A 23,265-nucleotide genomic window follows, 5' to 3' on the forward strand; every position below is an offset into this window, starting at 1 on the left:
GTGCTCCCCGCGCACGCGGGGATGGTCCCCACTGACGCCCGACCGATGCAGGTTCGCATCGGTGCTCCCCGCGCACGCGGGGATGGTCCCGGACCGGCTGCACATCCCGCCCTGACGCAGAAGGTGCTCCCCGCGCACGCGGGGATGGCCCCAGGTCGGTCTCCATCCACGCGGACAGGGTGTCCTGCCATTTCGGTCGGGGAGGGCGGGCCGCGCCAATCCTGTAATTCCCTTGGAAGGCGTTTCGTGTCTTACTGGCCGTTTCGCCCTTTTCTTGAGAAGTGGTCGAAACCAGGGGGTGTCGCTGGTAACGTCCCAGGTCAATAAGAGTGCTCCCCGCGCACGCGGGGATGATCCCCCCGGTCTCTCCCTCCGGCCGCCGCGCACCCGTGCTCCCCGCGCACGCGGGGATGATCCCAGGGGCTGAAGGAGCTCGAATCGGTGCTGGAGGTGCTCCCCGCGCACGCGGGGATGATCCCAGCCCCCACAGCAGGTAGTTGCGCCAGCCGGAGTGCTCCCCGCGCACGCGGGGATGATCCCCCCTCGGCGCGGAGGATGGCCATAGCCCGACTGGTGCTCCCCGCGCACGCGGCCGCGAACCTGAACCGTGAGCTGTGCTCCCCGCGCACGTGGGGATGGACCGTACCCGTCGGCCGGCCCCTTGCCCCTCTGTTTGTGAGCCCCGCGCACGCGGGGATGGCCCCTACACCGACGCTCACGGCTACTGCTGGCCAGGCTGCTCCCCGCTCATGCGGGGATGGGGCGCGGTCTACGCGGTTGTGGTCCTCTCTGCGGGCCTTGTGTGGTGAGAGCGCCCGCGATTGTCCTGGTCGCCACTGTTCCAGAGCCTGCCCGTCCACCCGGCGCGCTCGCTGCCTGGGGCCAGGACTCCGAGATGGCCGCGCGTGGCTCCCGCACCGTCGCCACCGACGTTCCCGGTCTGGTTCCTGTGGCCCGCCCGGCCGGCCCTTGGCGGCGCGGCGCGAGCGAGAACGCCGTCGACGCGCGCTCTTGGACGTGCCGGGCTCCTTCGGCGGAAGGCGCTCCGGCAAGGGGCGCCGGATGACTCGGGGAACACGTGTCCGCGGGACTCTCTGTTGGCGTGTCCCCGGCGGTGCCCCGCGGAGCGGGAGTCCTGGCCGGGAGTGGCCCGGTAGAAGCCTGCCGGGCCGTCGGCCGCGACAGGTCTGTCCCTGGCCTGGGTGCCCGTCTCTGTCCCGTGGGCCGCGGCGACCGGCAGGAGGCCCCTTGCGTCGCCGACAGCGGGGATCGACCCGCACGGGCGCGTCCACGTCGCGGTGGCCGTCGGCGGCGAGGGCGGCGGATCGGCGGGCCGTCGGCCGTCAGGAGCGTCGCGGTCCTGGTGACCGTGCCGCTGACATGGGACCGCTCGATCACTGAAGGTCGGCCCGTGAAGGCCGGGACGGGCCCGGCATCGTCCGCCAACGGCCTGGCGGAGGCGGCGTTTTCCAACGGCGCCGGCCTGCCGGTCCACAACCGCCAGGCCGAACGGCCGACCACGCGCAACGCTCGGCTGGGAGACCTCGGCCGAACGTCCCGCCAAGCCCCCTGACTCCAGCCGGTCGATCACCTGTGTCGCGACGGCCCCGGGAGACCACCGCTCCTGATGAGGGGCCTCTGCTGTGCTCCCAGCCCCCGGATGGGAGCCTGTCCGGAGCGCAGCGGTCGACGTTCCACGTGCGAAGGAGAGTTCTTCATGGTCGGTGGCCCACTCCGTTCCGATATCTGGGCGGCCCGCGAACGCATGACCCACCGGGTCGGATCCAACCGTGAGATCCGCAAGCTGGCCGAGAACCTGGAGGAGGGCGAGACGGTCACCCATCTGGCCAGTGGCGTGTACGAAGGGGGGACCGGGCTGGCGGCCCTCACCGACCGCCGCCTGCTGTTCGTCCGGGACGCGCTGACCGGCCGGGTCATGGAGATCTTCCCCTTCGAGGCGATCACCGCCGCGCAGTGGATGAGCGGGATCCTGCTCGGCAGGATCGTCGTGTTCGCGGCCGGGATCAAGAGCGAGATCATCCAGGTGCAGAAACCCGATGGCAAGGCGCTGGTGGACGCGCTGCACGCGGCCATGGCCCGAGAGCGGAGCACCGTCGAGCCCGTCCCGACGCCGCCTGCCCAGGGCACGCTGGCCGGGGTGTCGAGCTTCGACCTGTTGAAGGAGCTACGGGACCGCGGGGTGATCTCCCCCGAAGAGCTCGGCCTGATCGCGAACCGGTTGTGAGCGGACCGGCCGAGGCGGGACGCAGCGCGCGGTCGCGGTCCCGTCGGCGGGGACGCCGCCCGGTGGGTCGGGGCGCGCGGGTGAGGCGCGCGGGTGTGTCCCGGCCGCGTGACCGCCGCCGACGCGCGGCGGCCCCGGCCGCGCGCGGGATCAGGACCTGAGGAACGCCAGCACGGCCAGGACGCGGCGGTGCCCGTCGGTGTCCACCGGCAGGTCGAGCTTGCTGAAGATGTTGCCGATGTGCTTGTTGACGGCGGCCTCGCTGACGAACAGGTGCGCCGCGATGCTCGCGTTGGTCCGCCCCTCCGCCATCAGGCCCAGGACCTCCCTCTCGCGGGCGCTGAGCCGCTCCAGCGGGTCCCGGCGGAGCCGGACGAGCTGGTGGATCACCTCGGGGTCCACCACGGTCCCCCCGGCGGCGACGCGGTCCAGCGCCGCCATGAAGTCGCCGACCGCGCTGACGCGCTCCTTCAACAGGTAGCCGACCGCGGCGCCGCCGTGCGAGTCGAGCAGCCGCAGGGCGTAGGAGCGCTCCACGTACTGGCTGAGGACGAGCACGGGAAGCCGGGGATGCTCCTCGCGCAGGGCGACGGCCGCGCGCAGGCCGTCGTCCCCGTTCGAGGGGGGCATCCGCACGTCGGTGATCACCACGTCCGGCCGGTCACGGCGGACCGCCTCGGTGAGCGCGTCGGCGTCGCCGAGGGCGGCGAGGGGCACGTGCCCGAAGCGCTGGAGCAGGCTGACCAGCCCCTCGCGCAGCAGGGTCGAGTCCTCGGCGAGGATCACGCGAAGTGGCATGGGATCTCCACGTGCAGGAGGGTCGGACCGCCCAGGGGGCTCGACACGCGCATCCGGCCGTCCAGGGCGGTGAGACGGTCGGCGAGCCCGGTCAGGCCGGAGCCGGCGGCCGGATCGGCGCCGCCGCGGCCGTCGTCCCTGATCTCCAGGACCAGCAGGTCGGACCGGTAGCGTCCGCGGATCTCGGCGGTCCGGGCGTGGCTGTGCCGCACGATGTTGGTCATCGCCTCGTTGACCAGGTAGTAGATGTTGGTCTCCAGGTGCCGGGGAAGCCGTCCGGGAAGCTCCAGGTCGACGGTGATGGGGATGGGGCAGCGGCTCGCCCCGTCCTCGATCGCGGCGACCAGCCCGTGGTCGGCGAGGACGGGGGGATTGAGCCCGCGGATCAGGTCGCGCAGCTCCCGGTGGGCGCCGGAGAGCTGCTCCTGGGCCTGGGCGAGCCGTCGATCGAGGGGAGAGCCCTCCGCGACGTCCAGCCGCATCAGGCCGAGCGTCATGCCGAGGGAGACCAGGCGCTGTTGCGCGCCGTCGTGGAGGTCGCGCTCGATGCGCACGCGCTCGGCGTCGAAGTGGTCGATGAGCCGCGCCCGCGACGCCTGGACCTCCCGGAGGGACTCCCCGAGCTCGTGGTCGCGCGGGGCGAGAAGGGTCCGGACGAGGGCGGCGCGGGCGCCGGCCCACGACGTCACGGTGTAGGGCGAGGCGCCCAGCACGACCGCGCCGAAGACGGCCCACGGCCAGGTGGCGCCGTCGATGGACACGAAGGTGAGGACGGGCAGCCCGAAGGAGAAGGCGAGCACCAGCAGGTCCACCCACCACAACGCCGCCGCGGAGACCAGGGTGAACAGCAGCTCGCGCCAGGTGGCGGGTTCGGTGAGACGGGTCGACAGCCAGGCCCGCGGGCCCGGCTCCGCCGGCGGCCGGTGCGGGTCGGGTATCCCGTCCAGGTCGACCAGGCGCAGCCGGAACCGCTCGACCGCCGCCACGGCGATCGAGAGGAGGACGACGCCGACCAGCAGGGCCGCGCCGACCAGGACCACCAGCAGGACCAGGCCCGCGACGAGCCCGGCGACGAACACCCCCACGGCGACCGCGCCGACCACGACACCGGTGACCAGGTACGCCAGCGAGCGCCACGGCCAGCCGGAGGAGAGGAACCTGAGGGGCCGTTGCGCCATCGCCTGCCAGGCCGTTCGGGGACGCACGCGAAGAAGGTACCCCACCGGCCCGCCCTTTCTGAGTAGAGCTGGCTGTACTTGTGAAGTGGGACGCGTGGTAGTGCGGCGCCGGCGGCCGGCGCGGTGGGATCGACGGCATGATCACCGTCGGACATACACACACATCAGACGCGGTCCAGTTGCACGACCTCCGAAAGGTGCACGGCCGCGGCGACCGTTCCGTCGCCGCGCTGGACGGCGTCACCATGGGCTTCCCGCGCGGCTCCTTCACCGCGATCATGGGCCCCTCGGGGTCGGGGAAGTCCACGCTGTTGCAGTGCGCGGCCGGACTGGACCGGCCCACCGCCGGCCGGGTCGTGGTGGACGGGGTCGACATCGGCGGGCTCTCCGAGCGGGAACGCACCGAGATGCGGCGTGACCACATCGGTTTCGTGTTCCAGTCCTTCAACCTCGTCGAGTCGCTGACCGCGGCGCAGAACGTGGAACTCCCCGCACGCTTCGCCGGGCGCAGGGTCCCCCGCGAGGAGGTCGACGCCGCGCTCGCCGCCGTCGGACTGGCCGAACGCGCCCGACACCGGCCCGGCCAGCTGTCGGGAGGACAACAGCAGCGCGTCGCGCTGGCCCGGGCGCTCGTGACCCGGCCGGCCGTGCTGTTCGCCGACGAACCGACCGGGGCACTGGACACCGCCACCTCCCGCGAGGTGCTGGAGACGATGCGCAGGCTGGTCGACGAGGAGGGACAGACCACCCTCATGGTCACCCACGACCCGACGGCCGCGGCGGTCGCCGACGTCGTCGTCTTCCTGAAGGACGGCCGCATCGCCGACCGGATCGTCGTGGATTCCGACTCCGATGTCCGCAACGGCGCCTCCATCGCCACGCACATGGCCCGGCTGGAGGCGTGATGCTGGCCCTGTCGAACCTCCGCGAACGGTGGAGCGGGTTCCTGGCGACCTTCGTCACGGTGCTGACCGGCGTGGCGCTGACCACCGCGACCCTGGTCGTCTACGACTCCACCAGGCCCAGGGTCGAGCCCCGCCTGGCGGCCGCCTCCGTGCTCGTGCTCCCCCCGCAGGCGCTGGACCCGGACGGAGTCCCCAAGGACAGGGTGCCGTGGAGCCCCGACGAGGCGCGACCGCTGATGGGTGAACTGGGCGCCCTGCCCGGCGTGGCCTCGGTGGTGGCGGACCGCTCGTTCTACGCGCAGGCGTTCCTCGACGGCCAACCGGTCGAGGACGAGGGGGCTCTGGAGGCGGGACACGGCTGGTCGAGCGCGCGCCTCGCACCCTACGAGCTCCGCACCGGGCGGGCGCCGGCCGCGGCCGACGAGGTCGTGGTGGACCGGGCGCTGGGAGTGGGGGTGGGCGCCACCCTCACCGTGAACATCACCGCCGGGCGCACCCCCTTCCACGTGGTCGGCACCGTGGACGGTCCCGGCTACTACTTCACGGACGACTTCGCCGCCCGGCAGGAACCGGGGGTCCGCTCCATCGCCCTGGTCGCCGGCGAGGGCGTGTCCGCCGACGCGCTCGCCGCCGAGGCCCGCGACGTCGTCGGCGACAAGGCGAGCGTGGTCTGGGGCGATGACCGTTCCGAGCTCCAGCCCGAGCACATGGCGCACAAGCGGTTCCTCGGCACGCAGCTCATCGGCGCCATGGCGGCGCTCGGCCTCTTCACCACCGTGTTCGTCGTCGCCTCCCTGCTGGCCCTGGCCACGGGGCTGCGGCGCCGGGAGATCGCCCTGCTGCGGATGATCGGCGCGACCCCGTCCCAGGTGCGCCGGATGATCCTGGGCGAGGCGGGCGCCATCGGCCTTCTGGGCTCGCTCGCCGGATGCGCGGTGGGCCTCGGCGCCGCGCCGCTGCTGCGCGGGATCCTGGTGGGGCTCGACGTGACACCGCCGGAACTCCACCTGAGGGTGGCGGCGTGGCCGCTGCTCACCGCCGCCACGATCGGCGTCGGCGTCAGCCTCCTGGGCGCCTGGTGGGCCGGCCGGCGGATCGCTGCGGTGGCGCCGGTCGAGGCACTGTCGGACAGCGAGGTCGAGGACCCCGCGACGGGGCGGACGCGCCGGACGGTCGGCCTGGTCGTGCTCGGCCTGGGCGTGGTGCTCGCCGTCGTCACCGCGGCGGCCGGCGCGGACAACCGCGTCAACACGGCCGTCCTGACGACGATGGCGCTCATCGTGGCCGCGGCGCTCCTCGCCCCGGTGGTGGTCGCTCCCGTCGGACGGGTGCTCACCCTGCCCTTCGCGCGCCGCGCCTCGGCCACCGCACTCCTCGTGCGCGCGGAGCTGCGCGCCGGAGCGCCCCGGGCGGCGTCCCTGGCGGCTCCGGTCATCGTGGTCGTCGGCTTCGCCGTCCTGCTCAGCGGCATGGTGGAGACGATGCGCGCTGCCTATCCGGCGGGGGCCGCGTTGGCCCTCGAAGGGCAGGTGATCGTCACCCCGCAGGGGACGCCCGGCAACACCGACGAGGTGGTCGACGCCAATCCCGTGGGCAAGGCGGCCCTGCCGACCCGGGCCTTCGTCCGCGACGCGGACGGCGAGCTCACGGTCATCGACGTACTCGGCTCGCGGGATCCGCGCTGGAACAGGCCGGGGCAGGCGGTGCTCGGCGCGACGACGGCGCGGCTGCTGGGGGTGGAGGCCGGTGACGACCACGAGGTGCGTTTCGCCGACGGTGCCACGGTCAGGCTGCGCGTCGCGCAGGTCCTTCCCGACGATCCGGGCCGGGGCGACTTCGTGGTCTCCCGTGAGCTCGTGCGCGCGCACGATCCGGCGGCGCTCACCGACGACATCTTCGTCCCGGCGCGGGCGGAGCCCACATCGGTCGTCCCCGGTACGGCCGTGCACGACGCGGTGCGATACGCGCTCGACGACTACGACACCGACGCGAGACTGACCGACAGCCTCGCGACCATGCTGATCGTCGTCGCCGTCGGCTACGGCGGGATCGCCATGGCCAACAGCGTGACCATGGCCGCGCGCGGGCGGCGGCGCGACTTCGCCGTGATGAGGGCCGCGGGGGCCACGACACGGCAACTGCTGTCGTACTCCGCCGCCGAGACCTGTGTCGTCGTCGCCGTCGGCGCGCTGCTGGGGATCCTGGCGGCTCTTCCCCCGCTGGCCGGCATGGCCTCGGGCCTGTCCCAGGCGACCGCCACGGAGGTCGGCCTCCAGGTCAGCCCCTCCTATCTCGCCGCGGTGGTTCTCGGCTCCCTCGCGCTCGCGGTCGGGGCGAGCGCGGCCGTGACCTGGTGGGCGGCGGCGAGGGGAGAGGAGTAGGGCGAGGGCGGCCAGGCCGGTCCGCGCCGGGGGTCCTTTCCGGGAGACGGGACGCGCGGCCCTGCTCCGCCCCGGCCGAGGGCGGGGCCGGCCGGGTCCCTCGCTCCAGGGGGCCGCACCCCGTGTCGGGAGGGCGGGGCGTCCCGGCCGAACGGGTCGGGCGGTGCGCGCTTTTCACGCGGCCGGGAACGCGCTGATCCGGCGTCCGGCGAACCTCCGTGGACGTCGCCGGACTTTTCGGGGATCGAGGGCCGTGCCGCCGATGAGACAAGGACGCTTCGTGGCATTTCCGGCGAAGGTCCTTTTCTCGTCGTCCGGCCTGGAACACCCCCTTCTGTGCTGGAGGGGGTGTTCGCTCCTTCTGGGCTACAGGCGTTCGGACTTCACATCCGCCAGGAAGGAGGCCCACTCGGATCCGGGAAAGGCGATGTGTCCGAGCGGGCGGTTCTGGGTGTCGCGTACGAGGATCTCCTCTCCCAGGAGCACCTCGACGCAGGCGTTTCCACCGTTATTGCTGTAGCTGCTCTTGTGCCAGTCGAGGTTGACGGGCCTGTTCATACTGGTCGATTCTCTTTCGTATTTCGGCTGCGCTTTCACTGCTGGAGAAAGACTCTCCCTGCAGCATGCTGAAGAGCATATTGTAAGATCTGACGTCGCTTTCCCTGCGTAATATGTGCTCTCCAGTCACATATTCGGCGAAAGCGACGGGTGGCTTTGAATGGAAGGACATCGTCCGAAAACATCCGCTCGTTCCCAGGTGGGTGGGAGAATCCGGCATCGTCACCTGGAAGCGGATGTTCCCGGCTTCGATGAGTTCCAGCAGGTGCCGGAACTGCTCCAGCATCACCTCGCGCGACCCCACCTCGCGACGCAGGGCCTCGTGCCCCACGACGAACCACAGGATGGGGCCACCTGGGCCTATGATCTCCTTCCGTTTCATCCGGGCGGCCACGCGGCTCTCCGGGTCCTCGCTCTTGAAGTGCCAGGTGCCGGTCGCCAGGATCGCCCGCGCGTAGGCCGGCGTCTGTAACAGCCCGGGCAGGATCAGGGTCTGGTAATCACGGATCTCGGTGGCCTCGCGTTCCAGCAGGAGGCCGTCTTGAAACCATGAGGGACTCTGTATCTCGCGGAACAGGTTGTCCCATAACTCGGTGAGTTCCCCTCCGGTCATCAGTTCCCGGTCGAGCGCCACGGCGTGTTCCCGGCGAGGTTTCTTCACGCCGGTCTCTATCTGGCTGATCATGGAGGGGACCACGCGGCAGGCCTGTGCGCATCGCCCCTGGGTTACTTCCGCCTCGCTGCGTATCCGTAAAAGTGTTTCACCGAAACGTCGCCAGACAGGGTGAGGGGCGCGTGTCATGTTCACCTGCCATCGCTATGGGTTCACCAATCTTCACCCGGCGTGACCATACTTTACCGTCGAGTGAGATCGGTTGAGGTCAGAAGTCATAACAGGCCAGTGTCGTTCTTGAGGGAAAACGGTTCCGTCCGGTGGGGGTACCGGTGACGGACCTCGGCCTCGGCGTGGAGGGGTAGGCGAGGAGAATGAGGCGGAATATCGCCAGAATGACGATGGTTCCCTTGTTGGGGGAATTGCCGTTTAAAGCGTATCGGCAAGTTGTTCACATTTGTCCGCGCGTGTTCTGGTGTCAGAAGTAGGCGGGTGCGATATGACGGTTTTTTCCACCCGGTTCCCGGGCGTCCCCGAAAGCGTCGCCGCCGCGCGCCGCTTCCTGGTCGCGACGCTGTGGACGGCATCGGAGGCCGTGGTGCCCAGCGGGATCATCGAGGACGCCGAGCTGATCGTCTCGGAGCTGGCCACCAACGCCATCCAGCACACCCGCAGCGGTGACCCCGGGGGCACGTTCGAACTCCACGTCGACGTCGGAGAGCGGGGGGTCTCGGTGAACATCCGGACCGGTCCGCCCCGCGTCCGGGGGCCCGTCCGGGTCAGGAAGGCGCCGGCCGACTCGACGCGGGGACGAGGGCTCCTCCTGGTGACCGCACTGGCCGCGGAGTACCGGACCCTGGAACCCCTCGAACACGGCACCTTCGTCCTGCTCACCTGGTCGGCGCGGCCGGACCGCCGCTCCCGGGAGGGGACCGGGCAGGAGGGCGCCGCCCACCACGGGGAGGACGCCCCTCCCTGCGGCGAGCGTCCCTCGCTTCCCCGGCGCGACACGACACGTCGGTACTGGCCCCAGCAGCTCCGCTGCCTGCGGCCCACCGCGCGACAGCACCAGGGCGACAACACCCGGCTCGATCTATGACCCCGTCCGCGCGCCGGTCCCGGGCGCGGGCGGGCGCTCGTCCCGGGCCGCCTCGCGGCGGGGCGTCGACGGGAACGCCCCGCCACCGAAGACCTTCGCCGCCCGCTCCGTCGGGCCGGCGAAGGACACGTCGCCTTCCCGGCCGGCGGCCCACCGCTCATCGCGGACCGGGAGAGGTCCCCGTGCCGCAGGGGCGTGGAGCGCGGGAGAGGGGTCACCCCTCCGCGCGCGAGGCGTGCTCGTTGTAGCCGCCGGCCTCCTCCTGCCCCGACAGGGCCTGGATGGCGGCCATGATCTCGTCGGTCACCACGCGCCGGGCCCGCCCGGGTTTGAGGTGGTCGTAACCGAACGAGAAGTCCAGCGGAGCGCCGAAACGGATGCGGATGGGCCGCACCCGCGGCAACCGCGCGCCGATGGGCTGGATCTCCTGGGTGCCCGACAGCGCCACCGGGACCACCGGGGCGTGGGAGGTCAACGCCAGGTGCGCCACACCGGTCCGACCGCGGTAGAGCCGCCCGTCGGGGGAGCGGCTGCCCTCGGGATAGATGGCGAACGCCTCGCCGTCCTTGAGGATGCGCAGGCCGATCTCCAGCGCGTCGACGGCGTCACGGCCCCGGCCGCGTCGCACCGGCACCGCTCCCAGGGCCGAGAAGGTCGCCTTCGACAGCCGTCCGCGGACCCCGGCCCCCTCGAAGTACTCCGCCTTGGCCAGGAAACGCACCCGGCGCGGTACCGCCAGGGGGATGACCACGCTGTCGCAGAACGACAGGTGGTTGCTGGCCAGCAGGACCGGACCGGTGGCGGGGATGTGCTCCACTCCCTCGATCGTCGGCCGGTACACCGCTCTGCCCAGAAGCGAGCCGATCCGCCGGGTCATGTCGTAGAGCACCGGTTCCTCCAACCGCATCCGAAAAGCCGCAGGCGTGGACCGAGGGCGGGTCCCAGGCAAACCTATCGCCGGCCCGGACCGCGCCGCCCCGGGATCACCGGAGCGGGGAGGGGTGATCGACCGGTGGAAGCGGGTAGGGGCGGCCCACGCGACAGTGCAGGGCAGCACACGAAGGAGAACCGACGATGCGCACCTTGTCCGACGACGAGATCTCGGTCGCACTGGCCACGCTCGCCGAGTGGGAACACCAGGTGGACTCGCTGGCCCGGCTCGCGCCCACGGACGACCCCGCCGGCTTCAAGGCGACCGTCGAGCGTGTCGCGGGCCAGGACGCCGACCACGTCGCCATGGTGGACACCCCCAACGGGGTGGTGCTGCGGGTGGCCACGCCCCAGGCGGGCGGGGTCACCGCCACGGACGTGGAGGTCGCCGCCCGCATCGACAGGGCCATCGAGATGGGAGGCGCCGACGCCGCGCCGCCGGCGCCCTGACCCCACCTCCGCGCCTTCGCGAAGGACGCCCTCCGTCCCGTCCGGCGGCCCTCGCGGCCCGGCCCCCAAGACCGATGGCTCGGCGGTCGGGGAGGACCCGCCAGGCCACGCCGGGGGGCTCGGGGAGGTCGGCGAGCGGGACGGCAACGGCTTCTCCGCCGCGCCGGGGACGCCCCGGCCGCGGGCAGGGGCCGTCCGGCCGAGCGGTACGCGGACGCGGGGCGGGGCCCACGCCCCGCGGAATGGGCGGGCGTCTCATCGCGGCCCGGACGCGCCGGCGGAGGGTCAGGCGTCGTTTCGGGCCGGCCCCGGCAGAGCCGACAGCACCGGCCCCCGCGGCCGGCGCCCACCCTCCCGGCCCGACGACGCGGCGCCGGCCGGCTCCACGAGCGTCGGGTTCCTAGCGTGGAAGGCGCGTCCCGCCCCGCAACCCTCCCGCCGGTCCGGACGGGCGCGCCCACCTCCCCGCTCCCGTCCCGTGGCCGATCCGCGCCCTCAGGCCGGTGTCCAGTCGGCGTTGGCGCCGCACACCACCAGGCACGGGTGCTCGCCGGGGACCCGGCCGGCCAGCCACGCCGCGAACGGCACCGCGGCGGCGGGCTCGGCGGCGATGCGGAACTCCTCCCACAACCGGTCGCGCGCGGCGAGGATCTCGGCGTCGTCCACCAGGACCGGGGTCACCGGATGGTCGCGCAGCACCTGGAAGGGGACCTCGCCGAGGCGGGAGGCGCCCAGCGCGGACGAGGCGACCGAGTCGACCGAGGTGTCGACGGGCCGACCCGCCTCCAGGGCCGCGTGCAGACTGTGGCACCCTTTCGGCTCCACGGCCACGGTGCGGCACCCGCCCTCCACCGCCAGCGCGACACCGGCGACCAGCCCGCCGCCGCCCACGGCGACGGCGATGGTGTCGCACTCGGGGGCGTCGGCGCGGATCTCCAACCCGATCGTGCCCTGTCCGGCCACCACGTCGGGGTGGTCGTAGGCGTGCAGGTAGGCGATCCCCTCGGCCTCGGCCCGCCGCGCCGCAGCCGTCGCCGCCGCGGCGTAGTCGGCGCCCACCCGCACCACCTCGGCGCCCGACGCCTCCAGGCGGCGCGCCTTGGCCTCGGGCACCGTCACGGGGACATAGACCACCGCCTCGGTCCCCAGCAGCCGCGCCGCTGTGGCCACCCCCAGCCCGTGGTTGCCGCCCGAAGCGGTGACGACCCGCGCGGGCGAGCCCGCGGCGAGCATCGCGTTGAGCGCGCCGCGCAGCTTGAACGCCCCGGTGAGCTGGAGGTGCTCCAGCTTCAGGGTCAGTGGACGGCCGTCGACGGTGGCGTGCAGCAGGGGGGTGCGGCGAGCGCGGCCGGCGATGCGTTCGGCCGCCGCGCCCACGTCCGTGGCGGTCGGGAGGGAGGTCGGGACTGCCGTGGTCGAAGTCATGTTCCCACTCTGCCTGTGCCGATCTTTAAGATGAAGCCAGCCTTGCTAACGACGATTAAGCAGGGCTTTGCGTCAGGACGGGTGGCGCGCGGAGCCCGCGACCGTTCCGGCGTCCGGCCGGCATGACGCTCGTCGCGCACGTTTCGCCAGCGTAGCGGCATGGTCGCCCGCGCCGCAGGCACACGCGCGACTCGGCCGCCCCGAGGAGACGACATGACCTTGGACGCCAACCGGCTTCGGGTGTTCGTCGAGGTGGCCCACGCCGGGTCGATCTCGGCGGCGGCCACCCGCCTGGGGTTCACCCCGCCCGCGCTGTCCCAGCAGCTCACCAAACTCGAACGCGAGCTGGGATGCACCCTGGTGGAGCGGGGACGCTCGGGCGCGCGCCTCACCGAGGCGGGGCGGATCCTGCTCCAGCACGGCGAGCGCGCCCTCGGGGAGCTGCGCGACGCCGAGGCCGCGGTCCGCGCCGCGGCGGGACGGCAGCCCCGGAGACTGTCGCTCGGCGCCTTCGCCAGCGCGGGCAAGACCCTGGTCCCCGCGGCTCTCGTGGCCTTCGGCCGCGCCCACCCCCACGTCCGGCTCGCCCTGTCCGACGTGGAACCCCCCGAGGGGTACGGGCTCGTCGTCGCCGGCGACCTCGACCTGCTCATCACCCACCACTACCCGGGGGCCGTCCTGCCCGCGGCCACCGGGCTGCACCGGGAACGCCTGCTCGTCGACCCCCTCCTGCTGGTGGTGCCCGAGCGCCATCCCGCGGCCGGCCGCGCCGACCTGCGCCTGGCCGACCTGGAGGGGGAGGAGTGGATCTGCGGGGCGCCCGGCATCTCCAACCGCGCCACGCTGGAGGAGGCCGCGGCGGCCGAGGGGGTGACGGCCGAGGTCGTCTACGAGACGCGCGACTACGAGGTGGTGCTCGCGCTCATCCGGGCCGGACTGGGGGTCGGCCTGGTACCCCGCACGATCCTGCGCGCCTCGGTGTCGGGAGGCTGGCGGACGGCCCGGCTGCGCGGGCACGACCTCGCCCGCACGATCTACGTCGTCCACCGGATCCGGCCCCGTGACCCCGTACCGGCGATGGTCGCGACCCTGCGCGCCACGGCCCGTGGTGCCCTCGGCTGACGGAGAGGGGAGCGGAAAGAGCAGGACGGGGCCGGCCGGCGGGCTGTGCTCCCCGCCGAACGCCGATGCCGACGCCGAGGAGAGAAGGGTCTCAGCGCCCGTCCCGGCCGGGCGCCTCCCCGCGTCGTGTCCCGGGAGGCCCCGGCGCGTTCCAGCGGTAGCGCACCGCCACCACGCGGATGACGAAGCACAGCAGCGCGGAGACGCCCGCGGTCCAGGCGCCGGGCAGACCCATCACGGCCGCGGCCGTGAAGGCGCCCGCGCCGAGCAAGGCGGGGATGGCGTAGATGTCGCTGTCCCGGGAGATCACCACCGGAATGCGGTTGATCAGCACGTCACGCAGCGTGCCGCCGCCCACGCCGGTGATCGCGCCCAGGATCACCGCCTGCGCCGGGCCGAAACCGTGCTCCAGCGCCTTGGCGGCCCCCGCCACGCAGAACAGGCTCAGCCCCGCCGCGTCGGCCAACGCGATCGGGGTGGCCAGGCGGTCCATCCGGTGGCCCAGGAAGAACGCGAGCAGCGCCCCGGCCATCGCCACGGCCAGGTAGCGCCAGTCCCCGAAGGTCGCCGGGGTCACCCCGAGCAGCAGGTCGCGGATGATCCCGCCGCCGATGGCCGTGGTCACCCCCAGGACGGCCACGCCGACGATGTCCACGCGCGCCGAGCGGATCCCGGTGAGCGCGCCGTCCAACGCGAAGGCGAACACGCCGAGCAGGTCGAGCGCGAGCAGCAGGTTGAAGGGGGCCGGCGTCGGCGCGGTGGTGACGTCCATGACCTCCTCCTTTTTCTTCGGCCCGGTTTCCGGGCGCCGGCGCGCCCCAGCCATGGTGACAGAGCCATGGCGCCCGACCGGGACCTGGCGCGTTGCCACGGCGTGCCGTGGGGAGCCGGCACCGTGTCCGGGGGAGGGCGTGGCCCGTCGGGCGCGTCCCGGGCCGTGCCACGGGGGCGCGCGCCTCCCACGCCGGGGGAGGCGCGGTGGGCCGCTCACCCGGTCAGCGGTCCGGAGGGGCGGGGCGCGCCGCGGGCGTGCCACCGGGGGAGGCGTGGTGGTCGTGTCGCCCCGCTCTCCCCGGTGTCTCTCCTCATCGCCCATACCGTCCTTAGGAACGGGAGGACGGCCGCGTCCCGGCCCCGCGGCGAGGTGACCGCCGTCGGCGGACGCCCCCGACCGGCGCGCGGCCCCGCTCCACCGCCGGCGCCCGGGCCGAACGGCCCGTGGGAGCGGCGGGGATCAGGAGGGGAGCGGGGCTCCGGAGTCGGGCTCCAGGCGGACCACCACGGACTTGGAGGTGGGGGTGTTGGACACCTCCGCGGTGGAGTCCAGCGGTACCAGCACGTTGGTCTCGGGGTAGTACGCCGCGGCGCACCCCTTGGCGGTGGGGTACTCGACCACCATGAAGTGGGGCGCGCGCCGGTCCACGCCGTCGCGCCACTCGCTCACCAGGTCCACGTAGTCCCCGCCCTTGACCCCGAGCTCGGCGCAGTCGTCCGGGTTGACCAGGACCACCCGGCGGCCGTCCTTGATGCCCCGGTAGCGGTCGTCCAGCGCGTAGATCGTCGTGTTGTACTGGTCGTGGGAGCGCAGCGTCTGCAACAGCAGCCGGCCCGGCGGGGTTTCGAGCACGGTCAGCTCGTTGACGGTGAAGTTCGCCCGGCCGGTGGCGGTGGGGAAGGAACGCTCGTCCCGCGGCGCGTGCGGCAGCGTGAACCCTCCGGGGCGGCGCGCCCGGGCGTTGAAGTCGTCGAACCCGGGCACCACCCGCTCGATCCGGTCGCGGATGCGGTCGTAGTCGGCGAACTCCTCCCAGGGCACGGGGTCCTCGGGCCCGAAGGTGCGCCGGGCCAGCTCGGCGACGATGTCGACCTCGGCGCGCATCTGGTCCGACAACGGGGGCACGCTGCCTCGCGAGGCGTGCACCATGCCCATGGAGTCCTCGACGGTGACGAACCTCTCCCGGCCGTCGCGCACGTCACGGTCGGTGCGCCCCAGCGCCGGCAGGATCAGCGCGCGGGCCCCGGTGACGGCGTGGGAGCGGTTCAGCTTGGTCGACACGTGCACGGTGAGCCGGCAGCGGCGCATCGCCGCCTCGGTGGCGAGGGTGTCGGGGCTGGCCGAGACGAAGTTGCCGCCCATGGCGAAGAAGACCCGCACCGCGCCCTCGCCCATGGCGCGGATGGCGCGCACGACGTCGTGACCGTGGTGGTGGGGCGGCTCGAAGCCGAACTCCGCGCCCAGGGCGCGCAGGAATTCCGGCGCGGGACGTTCGAAGATCCCCATGGTGCGGTCGCCCTGGACGTTGCTGTGCCCGCGCACCGGGCACACCCCCGCGCCGGGCCGTCCCACGTTGCCGCGCAGCAGCAGGAAGTTGACGACCTCGCGGATGGTGGGCACGGAGTGGCGGTGCTGGGTGAGGCCCATCGCCCAGCACACCACGATCCGCTTCGAGGCCAGCACCAGCGCCAGCGCCTCCTCGATACGGGCGCGCGGCAGGCCGGTGGCCCGGGTCACCTCGGCCCAGAACTCCTCGTCCGGGGTCTTGAGCAGGTGGGCGCGGTAGTCGGCGAAGCCGTGGGTGTGCGTCTCGACGAAGTCGTGGTCCAGCACCGTGCCCGGGGCCTGCTCGTCGGCCTGTACCAGCATCCGGTTGAGCGCGCTGAACAGCGCGAGGTCGCCGCCCAGGCGGATCTGGAGGAACAGGTCGGTCAGCGGGGTGCCGCGGCCGAGGAGGCCGAGGGGGGACTGCGGGTTGTTGAACTGTTCCAGCCCCGCCTCGGGCAACGGGTTGACGGTGATGATCCGCGCCCCGGCGCGCTTCGCCTTCTCCAGCGCGGTGAGCATCCGCGGGTGGTTGGTGCCGGGGTTCTGCCCGGCGACGATGATGAGGTCGGCCTGGTAGAGGTCCTTCAGCAGCACGCTGCCCTTGCCGACCCCCAGGGTCTCGGTGAGCGCCGAGCCGGAGGACTCGTGGCACATGTTGGAGCAGTCGGGCAGGTTGTTGGTGCCCAGCCGCCGGGCGAGGAGCTGGTAGAGGAACGCCGCCTCGTTGCTGGTGCGTCCGGAGGTGTAGAACACGGCCTCGTCGGGCGAGTCCAGGCCGCGCAGTTCCGCCGCGATGAGGTCGAGGGCGGCGTCCCAGCCGATCGGCTCGTAGTGGGTGCCCCCCTCGGGCAGGTACATCGGGTGGGTGAGCCGGCCCTGCTGCCCCAGCCAGTAACCCGACCGTCGGGCCAGGTCGGCCACGGAGTGGCGGGCGAAGAAGTCGGGGCCGACCGCGCGCCGGGTCGCCTCCTCGGCGACGGCCTTGGCCCCGTTCTCGCAGAACTCCGCCAGGTGTCTGCGCTCGTCCTCGGGCCAGGCGCATCCGGGGCAGTCGAAGCCCTTCTTCTGGTTGACGTCGAGCAGCAGCCGCAGGCCGCGTCGGGCGCCGGCCTGGCGTCCGGTCGTCCGCAGGGCGTTGGTGACGGCGGGCAGTCCGGCGGCGGCGTGCCCCGGGGGACCGATGCGGGGCCGGTCCTGACGGGGGTCTTCGATGGGCGCGCTGGACATGGTGCCCTCCCTTGCCGACGTTGGTGACCATCCGGGTGCCCGCTTCCGCGAGCTCGGGATTCATTGTCCCAGCCGGCCTGCGCGACGCGGGGAACGGGCCGCGTGTGATGGGGATGCGACAGGAGGCGCATGATGTGGTACCGTGGTCCACGGGTTGCAGTCTTGATTTCGCCTGATCGCATGTGATCGCCCGCGGAGTTTTTGACCGGCGGGCGTTTTTCGTTTTCGGGAAAGGTTCGCAGCACCCTCCGACCCGCAGGGCGCGGGGCCGGAACCGATCTCAGAAATCGGAGTATCGCATGACTCAGGGAACCGTGAAGTGGTTCAACGGCGAAAAGGGCTTCGGCTTCATCAGCCAGGACGCCGGCGGCCCGGACGTCTTCGTCCACTACAGCAACATCGCCGGCAGCGGCTTCCGTAACCTTGACGAGAACCAGCGCGTCGAGTTCGACGTGACGCAGGGCCCGAAGGGCCCGCAGGCCGAGAACGTCCGCGCCATCTAGGTCTCGCGTTTCGAAGCGTGCCAGCGGGGCCGCCCGGGGATCCGGGCGGCCCCGCCGTCGTTTCCGGCCCTGTCTCCCCTCCGAGTGATCTCGTGTCCTGTCGTCGGCGCGGAACCGTCCGCCGCCGCGTGTTCCGGTCGTGGCCGTCGCCGTGCGGGACGGTGTCCCCGGCGGGTTCGGCGCGTGGGGTGGATACCCCCGATCGTTGATAGCGTCACATTGAAATAAAGCGCTTGTGCAACTAAATTCGGGATGGACCAGACCGTCAGCCGACACGAAGGACCGTCCCGACGTGACCGTACTGTTCGAACCTCTCACCCTCCGCTCGCTCACCGTGCCCAATCGGGTCTGGATGTCGCCGATGTGCACCTACTCCGCGGCGACCGAGGGTCCCGAGGCGGGGGTGCCCACCGACTGGCACTTCGCCCATCTGGCCGCGCGTGCCGCCGGTGGCGCCGGTCTGGTCATGGTCGAGGCCACCGGGGTCCACCCCGACGGGCGGATCTCCCCGGCCGACCTGGGACTGTGGAACGACCGCCAGCAGGAGGCGTTCACCCGGATCACCCGCTTCATCCGCGACCAGGGAGCGGTCCCGGCCATCCAGCTCGCCCACGCCGGCCGTAAGGCCTCCACCCGCCAGCCCTGGCTCGGCGGCGGCCCCATCGACCCCGCCGACGGGGGATGGAAGACCGCCGGCCCCTCGCCGATCCCCTTCGGCGACTTCCCGGCTCCCGAGGAGCTGAGCACCCGGCAGATCGCCGACGTCATCGCCTCCTTCGCCGACGCCGCGCGCCGCGCCCACGCGGCCGGATTCCAGGTCGCCGAGATCCACGGAGCCCACGGCTACCTGATCAACACCTTCCTGTCCCCGCAGGGCAACCGGCGCACCGACGCCTACGGCGGCTCCTTCGAGAACCGCATCCGCCTGGCCCTGGAGATCATCGAGGCGGTGCGCGAGGTCTGGCCGGAGGAACTCCCGCTGTTCTTCCGGGTCTCCGCCACCGACTGGCTCAGCGGCGACACCGACGACCCGCGTGAGGGCTGGAGCGGCGAGGACACCGTGCGCCTGGCCAAGGAGCTCCAGGCCCGCGGCGTCGACCTGCTCGACACCTCCACCGGCGGTATGGTCCCCGTCGCGCCGATCCCCGTCGCCCCGAACTACCAGGTGCCCTTCGCGGCGCGGGTGCGCTCCGAGACGGGGCTGCCCACCGCCGCGGTCGGGCTGATCACCGAGGCCGCCCAGGCCGAGGAGATCGTCTCCTCCGGCCAGGCCGACGCGGTCATGATCGGCCGTCAGCTGCTGCGCGACCCCTACTGGCCGCTGCGTGCCGCTGCCGAGCTCGGCTCCCGGGTGCAGTGGCCGATCCAGTACGGCTACGCCGTCTGATCGGGATCGGGCCGGTGTCCGGGACCGCGGGGGCGGCCCCGGACACCGGGCTCAGGCGAAGGGCCGCACCGGGGTGACCGACCTGGCCAGCAGGGCACGCAGGTAGGAGAAGAAGCCGGCGGCGTCGACCTCCTCGATCACGGTCGCGTTGGCCGCCAGACCGTGCACGCCCCACGACATCGCGGCATAGCCGCGGGTCAGCTCCCCCGCCGTCTCGACGTCGACGTGGTAGGGCGCCGAGCGCACCACCAGTTCCGGGTGGAGCAGCAGCGCCGCGGTCAGCGAGTCGGGGTGGGTGGTGCCGTCGATGCCCACCGACCGGTCGAACTCCAGTGTCGCGGCGCACACCCGGGTGAAGAACCGCGCCAGCGGTGTGTCCAGGGCGGCGATCTCGGCCAGCGCGGACGGGCCGAACACGGCCTGGCGCAACGTCAGCGGGTCCCAGGGGATCACCACGATCTCAAACCCCGCGGCGAACACCGCCTTGGCCGCCTCGGGGTCGACGTAGAAGTTGAACTCGGCCGCGGCGGTGATGTTGCCGCGCCCGTTGTTGGAGCCGCCCATGACGTAGAGCGTCTTGACGTTGCCGGCGAAGTCGGGATCCTTCAGGCTCGCCGCCGCGATGTTGGTCAGCGGCCCGATCGCCACGATCGACAGCTCGCCGGGTCGTTCGGCGGCGAGCCGCACCAGCGCGTCCACGCCGTGCTCGGCCTCGGGGGCGCATCCGGTGAAGTCCATGTCCAGTCCGCCCACCCCGTCGCCGTGCACGTTCTCCGCGCTCACCCAGGGGCGGGTCAGGGGCCGGCGGCAGCCGAGGTGGACCGGAACCTCCCCCAGCCGTCCGGCGGCGTTGAGGGTCAAAAAGGCGTTGCGTACCTGGCGGTCGAACCCGACGTTGCCGGCGACCATCGTGATCGCGCGCAGGTCGGCCAGCGGATCCAGCAGGCCGATCAGCAGGGCGACGCAGTCGTCCTGGGCGGTATCGGTGTCGATGACGAGGGGAAGGCTCACGCGACCTCCTGCGGTGCTGCGCGTCCACGGGGACGTTGGGGGTTTCGCCGCAGGTTATCGCCACTGCCGGCCTCAAGACAGACCGGCCCGCACCTCGCGGGCCGCGCGCGCCGCGGCCCGGTGCACGCTGATCATGCTCGCGGAGGGGCCGTAGCCCAGGAGGTGGACCCGGGGGTCGTGGTCGGCGCGGGTGCCGACCAGGCGGATCCCGCCGAGCGGTCCGCGCAGCCGCAGCGGGGCGAGGTGGGTCAGGGCGGGGCGAAAGCCCGTCGCCCACAGGATCACGTCGGCGCGCAGCCGGGTGCCGTCGGCCCAGGTCACCCCGTCGGGGGTGACCCGTTGGAACATCGGGCGGGCGGTCAGCGCCCCCCGCTCCTCGGCCGCCCGCACCGCCGGGGTCCGGGCGATCCCCGTGTAGCTCACCACGCTGCGCAGCGGCAGCCCGCGCGCGACCCGTTGGGCCACCTGGTCGGTGACGGCGACCAGCTCGGCCTCACTGAAGGAGGCGTCGCGCAGCTGCGGCGGGCGTCGGGTCACCCACGTCGTGTCCGTCACCGCCGACACCTCCGCGCAGATCTGCGCCCCGGAGTTGCCCCCGCCCACCACGACGACGTGGGCTCCGGTGAACTCCTCGGGAGCGTCGTAGTCGGCGGCGTGCAGCATCCGGCCCCCGAACTCCGCCATGCCGGGCACGACGGGGACGAACGGGCGGTCCCAGGTACCGGTCGCGTTGATGACGGCACGCGCCCGCCAGGTCCGTTCGTCCGTGTCCACCAGCAGCGCGCCATGGGGCTTTGCCCCCGGGGCGGCCTCGGCGTCGTGGACGCGGCGGACCCGGACGGGGCGCAGGACCGGCACGGCGAAGCGCTTCTCGTACTCGGCGAGATAGGCGGCGACCTCCGGTCCGCTGGGCGGTCCCTGGAAGGGGCGGGACCAGGGGAGGCCGGGCAGCCTGGTGTAGGCGGGCGGCGAGACGAGCCGGACCGACCGCCACACGTGCTGCCAGGCTCCGCCGGGCGCGGGGGAGGCGTCCAGCACCACGTGGTCGCGCCAGGGGACCGAGCCGCGTCGGGCCAGGAAGTAGGCGGCGCTCAGGCCGGCCTGACCACCGCCGATGATCACGGTGTCCACGTCGGTCACGTCGCCGGTCATGCCGCCCTCCTCCGCCCATTTCCATGCGTTTGCATGTAGACAAGGCGGGGGAAGGGTGCGGTTATTCCCGCTTGTGGGACGCGATGCGATCATGCGGAGGACGTTCGCGGGATGGACGAAGGGGTGCGATGGCCAGGAACAGGACGGCGGAGGAGGCGTGGGAGGCCCTGGCCCGCGCCCAGACGGCGCTGATGCGGGGGTTCCAGGAGGACTTTCGCGGGGAGGAGGTCTCCATGCGGGTCTATGACGTGCTCTACACGTTGTCGCGGTGCCCGTCGGGGGCCCGGCTGCGCGACCTCAACGCCCACATCCTGCTGACGCAGCCGAGCCTGAGCCGGTTGGTGGAGCGGATGGAGGCGGACGGGCTGGTGCACCGTTGCGGGGATCCGACGGACCGGCGCGCCACGGTGGTCCGGTTGACCGAGCGGGGGCGCGAGATCCAGCGCAGGGTGGGCCGCCGTCACGCGGCGGCCATCGCCGACCGCGTCGGGGGAGCGCTCTCGGAGGAGGAACTGGCGACGCTCAGGGCGCTGGCCGACAAGCTCAGGGCGGCCCAGGAGGGGCGGGGATCGGTGTCGATGACCGTGGATCCGTGAGATGAGGGCCACCAGTTCTATTGTGCGCAATTGAATTGTGCTAAATTCATATTGATCGAGGAGTCGAGGAGGTGTGCGGATGGGGGAAGCAGTCCCCGGGCGGGATCCCCTCTCCCTCGACGGTCAGCTCTGTTTCGCCGTCTACGCGGCTTCACGCGCCATGACCGGCCTCTACCGCGACCTGCTCGCGGATCTGGACCTCACCTACCCCCAGTACCTCGTGATGCTCGCCCTGTGGGAACGCGGGACGGCGTCGGTCGGGGACCTGGGGGAGGCCCTGCGCCTCGACTCGGGAACCCTGTCGCCGCTGCTGCGACGGCTGGAGGCCCGAGGTCTGGTCCGACGTCGGCGTGACACCGGGGACGAGAGGGTCGTCCGGGTCACGCTCACCCAGACCGGGACCGCGCTGCGCGAACGCGCGCGCCCCATCCCCGGTCGGGTGCTGTGCGCCACCGGCCTGACCGAAGACGAGGTCGCAGGGTTGCGAGGGCTCCTCGACCAGCTCACCGAATCGGTCGCGACCCACGACCCCACGTCCGTGGGCCGGCCGTCGACCCCAGAGAGATAGGGAAGGTGTGACCATGAACGTCCTGTACACCGCCGAGGCCACCGTCGAGGGCGAGGGGCGCAAGGGCAAGGGCGCCAGCGACGACGGCCGCCTCAGCGTCGACCTGTCCGTGCCCAAGGGGCTCGGCGGCGACGACGGCCCGGGCACCAACCCCGAGCAGCTCTTCGCGGTGGGCTACGCCGCCTGCTTCCACGGCGCGCTGAAGAAGGTCGCGCGTGAGGCCAAGGCCGACATCTCCGGTTCCACCGTCAACGCCAAGGTGAGCATCGGCAAGAGCGAGGACGGTCTCGACCTGGCGGTCGAGCTCACCGTCTCGGCCCCCGGCAAGCCCGAGGCCGAGCTGCGCGAGCTGGTGGAGAAGGCCCACCAGACCTGCCCCTACTCCCGGGCCACCCGCGGCAACATCGAGGTCAAGCTCGACGTCGCCGCGGCCTGAGTCCGCGTGAATCCCGTGTGGGGTGGGAGGGCGTTCGCGTCCGCCCGCCCCACACGCTTGTGTCCGCCCGGCTTTGCCGGTCGCTCCCCCTTGGGGAGCCGTCCCCGCTGGCCCCGGTCGATGGTGGTCGTGGCGTGCTCGGGCCGCGCGCCTCTCCCCAGGAGTTCCCTGGCGGGTCCCGGCGCGCCCACGTTCGGATCTACGTCGTAAAGGTGGTGTGGAATCACGACCCATGGCCCGCGGTGGAGATAGGGGGTCGCTTCCCGGTCAGGGGGAGGACGAAAGCGGAAAACCGGTTGCCGTCCTCCGCGCGAGCCGGGACGATGATCGGTCGGAATATGAGGATCGGAAGGTTGGA

21 protein-coding genes are annotated in these 23,265 nt (G+C 72.6%); 11 read left to right on the forward strand and 10 right to left on the reverse strand.

Going from position 1 to position 23,265, the window contains the following annotated elements:
* Nucleotides 1–1,717: 1,717 nt before the first annotated feature.
* Nucleotides 1,718–2,245: a PH domain-containing protein gene (locus B5D66_RS23770; protein WP_159457315.1), complete on the forward strand. Its 528-nt coding sequence runs from the start codon at nt 1,718–1,720 to the stop codon at nt 2,243–2,245.
* Nucleotides 2,246–2,395: 150 nt separating this feature from the next.
* On the opposite strand, the gene B5D66_RS23775 is transcribed toward B5D66_RS23770, so the two are convergent.
* Together B5D66_RS23775 and B5D66_RS23780 are read right to left on the reverse strand one after the other, a co-directional pair.
* A complete protein-coding gene (locus tag B5D66_RS23775; RefSeq protein WP_078764057.1) occupies nt 2,396–3,043 on the reverse strand; it encodes a response regulator in 648 nt (215 codons plus the stop codon).
* Nucleotides 3,028–4,248 carry a sensor histidine kinase gene (locus B5D66_RS23780; protein WP_078764058.1) on the reverse strand — a complete coding sequence of 407 codons (1,221 nt, stop codon included), beginning with the start codon at nt 4,246–4,248 and terminating at the stop codon, nt 3,028–3,030. Before B5D66_RS23780 ends, B5D66_RS23775 begins: the two co-directional genes overlap by 16 nt.
* 110 nt (nt 4,249–4,358) lie before the next feature.
* Between B5D66_RS23780 and B5D66_RS23785 the strand changes: the two genes are divergently transcribed.
* Together B5D66_RS23785 and B5D66_RS23790 are read left to right on the forward strand one after the other, a co-directional pair.
* Entirely contained in the window at nt 4,359–5,126 is a 768-nt protein-coding gene (locus B5D66_RS23785; protein ID WP_078764059.1) for an ABC transporter ATP-binding protein, read from the forward strand.
* Entirely contained in the window at nt 5,126–7,507 is a 2,382-nt protein-coding gene (locus tag B5D66_RS23790) for an ABC transporter permease (RefSeq protein ID WP_078764060.1), read from the forward strand. The genes B5D66_RS23785 and B5D66_RS23790 overlap by 1 nt, the downstream gene beginning before the upstream one ends.
* Before the next feature lie 366 nt (nt 7,508–7,873).
* Here the strand turns inward: B5D66_RS23790 and B5D66_RS23800 are convergent, their stop codons facing one another.
* Both B5D66_RS23800 and B5D66_RS23805 read right to left on the reverse strand, forming a co-directional pair.
* On the reverse strand, nt 7,874–8,065 hold the full coding sequence (locus B5D66_RS23800) for a DUF397 domain-containing protein (RefSeq protein WP_078764062.1): 192 nt from the start codon (nt 8,063–8,065) through the stop codon (nt 7,874–7,876).
* On the reverse strand, nt 8,016–8,867 hold the full coding sequence (locus B5D66_RS23805) for a helix-turn-helix domain-containing protein (protein WP_327309353.1): 852 nt from the start codon (nt 8,865–8,867) through the stop codon (nt 8,016–8,018). The genes B5D66_RS23800 and B5D66_RS23805 overlap by 50 nt, the downstream gene beginning before the upstream one ends.
* 310 nt (nt 8,868–9,177) lie before the next feature.
* On the opposite strand from B5D66_RS23805, the gene B5D66_RS23810 reads away from it, so the two are divergent.
* Nucleotides 9,178–9,777 carry an ATP-binding protein gene (locus tag B5D66_RS23810; protein ID WP_078764064.1) on the forward strand — a complete coding sequence of 200 codons (600 nt, stop codon included), beginning with the start codon at nt 9,178–9,180 and terminating at the stop codon, nt 9,775–9,777.
* Nucleotides 9,778–9,991: 214 nt separating this feature from the next.
* Here the strand turns inward: B5D66_RS23810 and B5D66_RS23820 are convergent, their stop codons facing one another.
* The gene (locus B5D66_RS23820) at nt 9,992–10,684 is read right to left on the reverse strand and encodes a lysophospholipid acyltransferase family protein (protein WP_394330086.1); all 693 of its coding nucleotides are present in this window, start codon (nt 10,682–10,684) and stop codon (nt 9,992–9,994) included.
* 167 nt (nt 10,685–10,851) lie between these two features.
* On the opposite strand from B5D66_RS23820, the gene B5D66_RS23825 reads away from it, so the two are divergent.
* Nucleotides 10,852–11,157 carry a 4a-hydroxytetrahydrobiopterin dehydratase gene (locus B5D66_RS23825; RefSeq protein WP_078764067.1) on the forward strand — a complete coding sequence of 102 codons (306 nt, stop codon included), beginning with the start codon at nt 10,852–10,854 and terminating at the stop codon, nt 11,155–11,157.
* 495 nt (nt 11,158–11,652) lie between these two features.
* Here B5D66_RS23825 and B5D66_RS23830 read toward each other — a convergent pair whose 3' ends face one another.
* Nucleotides 11,653–12,582: a threonine/serine dehydratase gene (locus B5D66_RS23830; protein ID WP_078764068.1), complete on the reverse strand. Its 930-nt coding sequence runs from the start codon at nt 12,580–12,582 to the stop codon at nt 11,653–11,655.
* Nucleotides 12,583–12,795: 213 nt separating this feature from the next.
* On the opposite strand from B5D66_RS23830, the gene B5D66_RS23835 reads away from it, so the two are divergent.
* Nucleotides 12,796–13,704 carry a LysR family transcriptional regulator gene (locus B5D66_RS23835; RefSeq protein ID WP_144390306.1) on the forward strand — a complete coding sequence of 303 codons (909 nt, stop codon included), beginning with the start codon at nt 12,796–12,798 and terminating at the stop codon, nt 13,702–13,704.
* Between the two features lie 91 nt (nt 13,705–13,795).
* Here B5D66_RS23835 and B5D66_RS23840 read toward each other — a convergent pair whose 3' ends face one another.
* Both B5D66_RS23840 and B5D66_RS23845 read right to left on the reverse strand, forming a co-directional pair.
* A complete protein-coding gene (locus B5D66_RS23840; RefSeq protein ID WP_078764069.1) occupies nt 13,796–14,476 on the reverse strand; it encodes a trimeric intracellular cation channel family protein in 681 nt (226 codons plus the stop codon).
* 462 nt (nt 14,477–14,938) lie between these two features.
* Complete coding sequence (locus B5D66_RS23845) at nt 14,939–17,254, reverse strand: FdhF/YdeP family oxidoreductase (protein WP_078764070.1); 2,316 nt, start codon at nt 17,252–17,254, stop codon at nt 14,939–14,941.
* Nucleotides 17,255–17,553: 299 nt separating this feature from the next.
* On the opposite strand from B5D66_RS23845, the gene B5D66_RS23850 reads away from it, so the two are divergent.
* A complete protein-coding gene (locus B5D66_RS23850; protein ID WP_078764071.1) occupies nt 17,554–17,757 on the forward strand; it encodes a cold-shock protein in 204 nt (67 codons plus the stop codon).
* A 292-nt stretch (nt 17,758–18,049) separates the two neighbouring features.
* The gene (locus tag B5D66_RS23855) at nt 18,050–19,144 is read left to right on the forward strand and encodes an NADH:flavin oxidoreductase/NADH oxidase (protein ID WP_078764072.1); all 1,095 of its coding nucleotides are present in this window, start codon (nt 18,050–18,052) and stop codon (nt 19,142–19,144) included.
* Between the two features lie 51 nt (nt 19,145–19,195).
* On the opposite strand, the gene B5D66_RS23860 is transcribed toward B5D66_RS23855, so the two are convergent.
* Nucleotides 19,196–20,155, reverse strand: coding sequence for a nucleoside hydrolase (locus B5D66_RS23860; protein ID WP_078764073.1), 960 nt, complete (start codon nt 20,153–20,155; stop codon nt 19,196–19,198).
* Between the two features lie 72 nt (nt 20,156–20,227).
* On the reverse strand, nt 20,228–21,307 hold the full coding sequence (locus B5D66_RS23865; protein ID WP_078764074.1) for an FAD-dependent oxidoreductase: 1,080 nt from the start codon (nt 21,305–21,307) through the stop codon (nt 20,228–20,230).
* Nucleotides 21,308–21,435: 128 nt separating this feature from the next.
* On the opposite strand from B5D66_RS23865, the gene B5D66_RS23870 reads away from it, so the two are divergent.
* The 3 genes from B5D66_RS23870 to B5D66_RS23880 all read left to right on the forward strand — a co-directional run bounded on the left by B5D66_RS23870 (nt 21,436) and on the right by B5D66_RS23880 (nt 22,907).
* Complete coding sequence (locus B5D66_RS23870; RefSeq protein ID WP_078764075.1) at nt 21,436–21,903, forward strand: MarR family winged helix-turn-helix transcriptional regulator; 468 nt, start codon at nt 21,436–21,438, stop codon at nt 21,901–21,903.
* 79 nt (nt 21,904–21,982) lie between these two features.
* On the forward strand, nt 21,983–22,471 hold the full coding sequence (locus B5D66_RS23875; RefSeq protein ID WP_078764076.1) for a MarR family winged helix-turn-helix transcriptional regulator: 489 nt from the start codon (nt 21,983–21,985) through the stop codon (nt 22,469–22,471).
* A 13-nt stretch (nt 22,472–22,484) separates the two neighbouring features.
* Complete coding sequence (locus B5D66_RS23880) at nt 22,485–22,907, forward strand: organic hydroperoxide resistance protein (RefSeq protein WP_078764077.1); 423 nt, start codon at nt 22,485–22,487, stop codon at nt 22,905–22,907.
* Nucleotides 22,908–23,265: the final 358 nt, after the last annotated feature.

The sequence above is a fragment of the Marinactinospora thermotolerans DSM 45154 genome (assembly GCF_900167435.1).
GTDB lineage: Bacteria > Actinomycetota > Actinomycetes > Streptosporangiales > Streptosporangiaceae > Marinactinospora > Marinactinospora thermotolerans.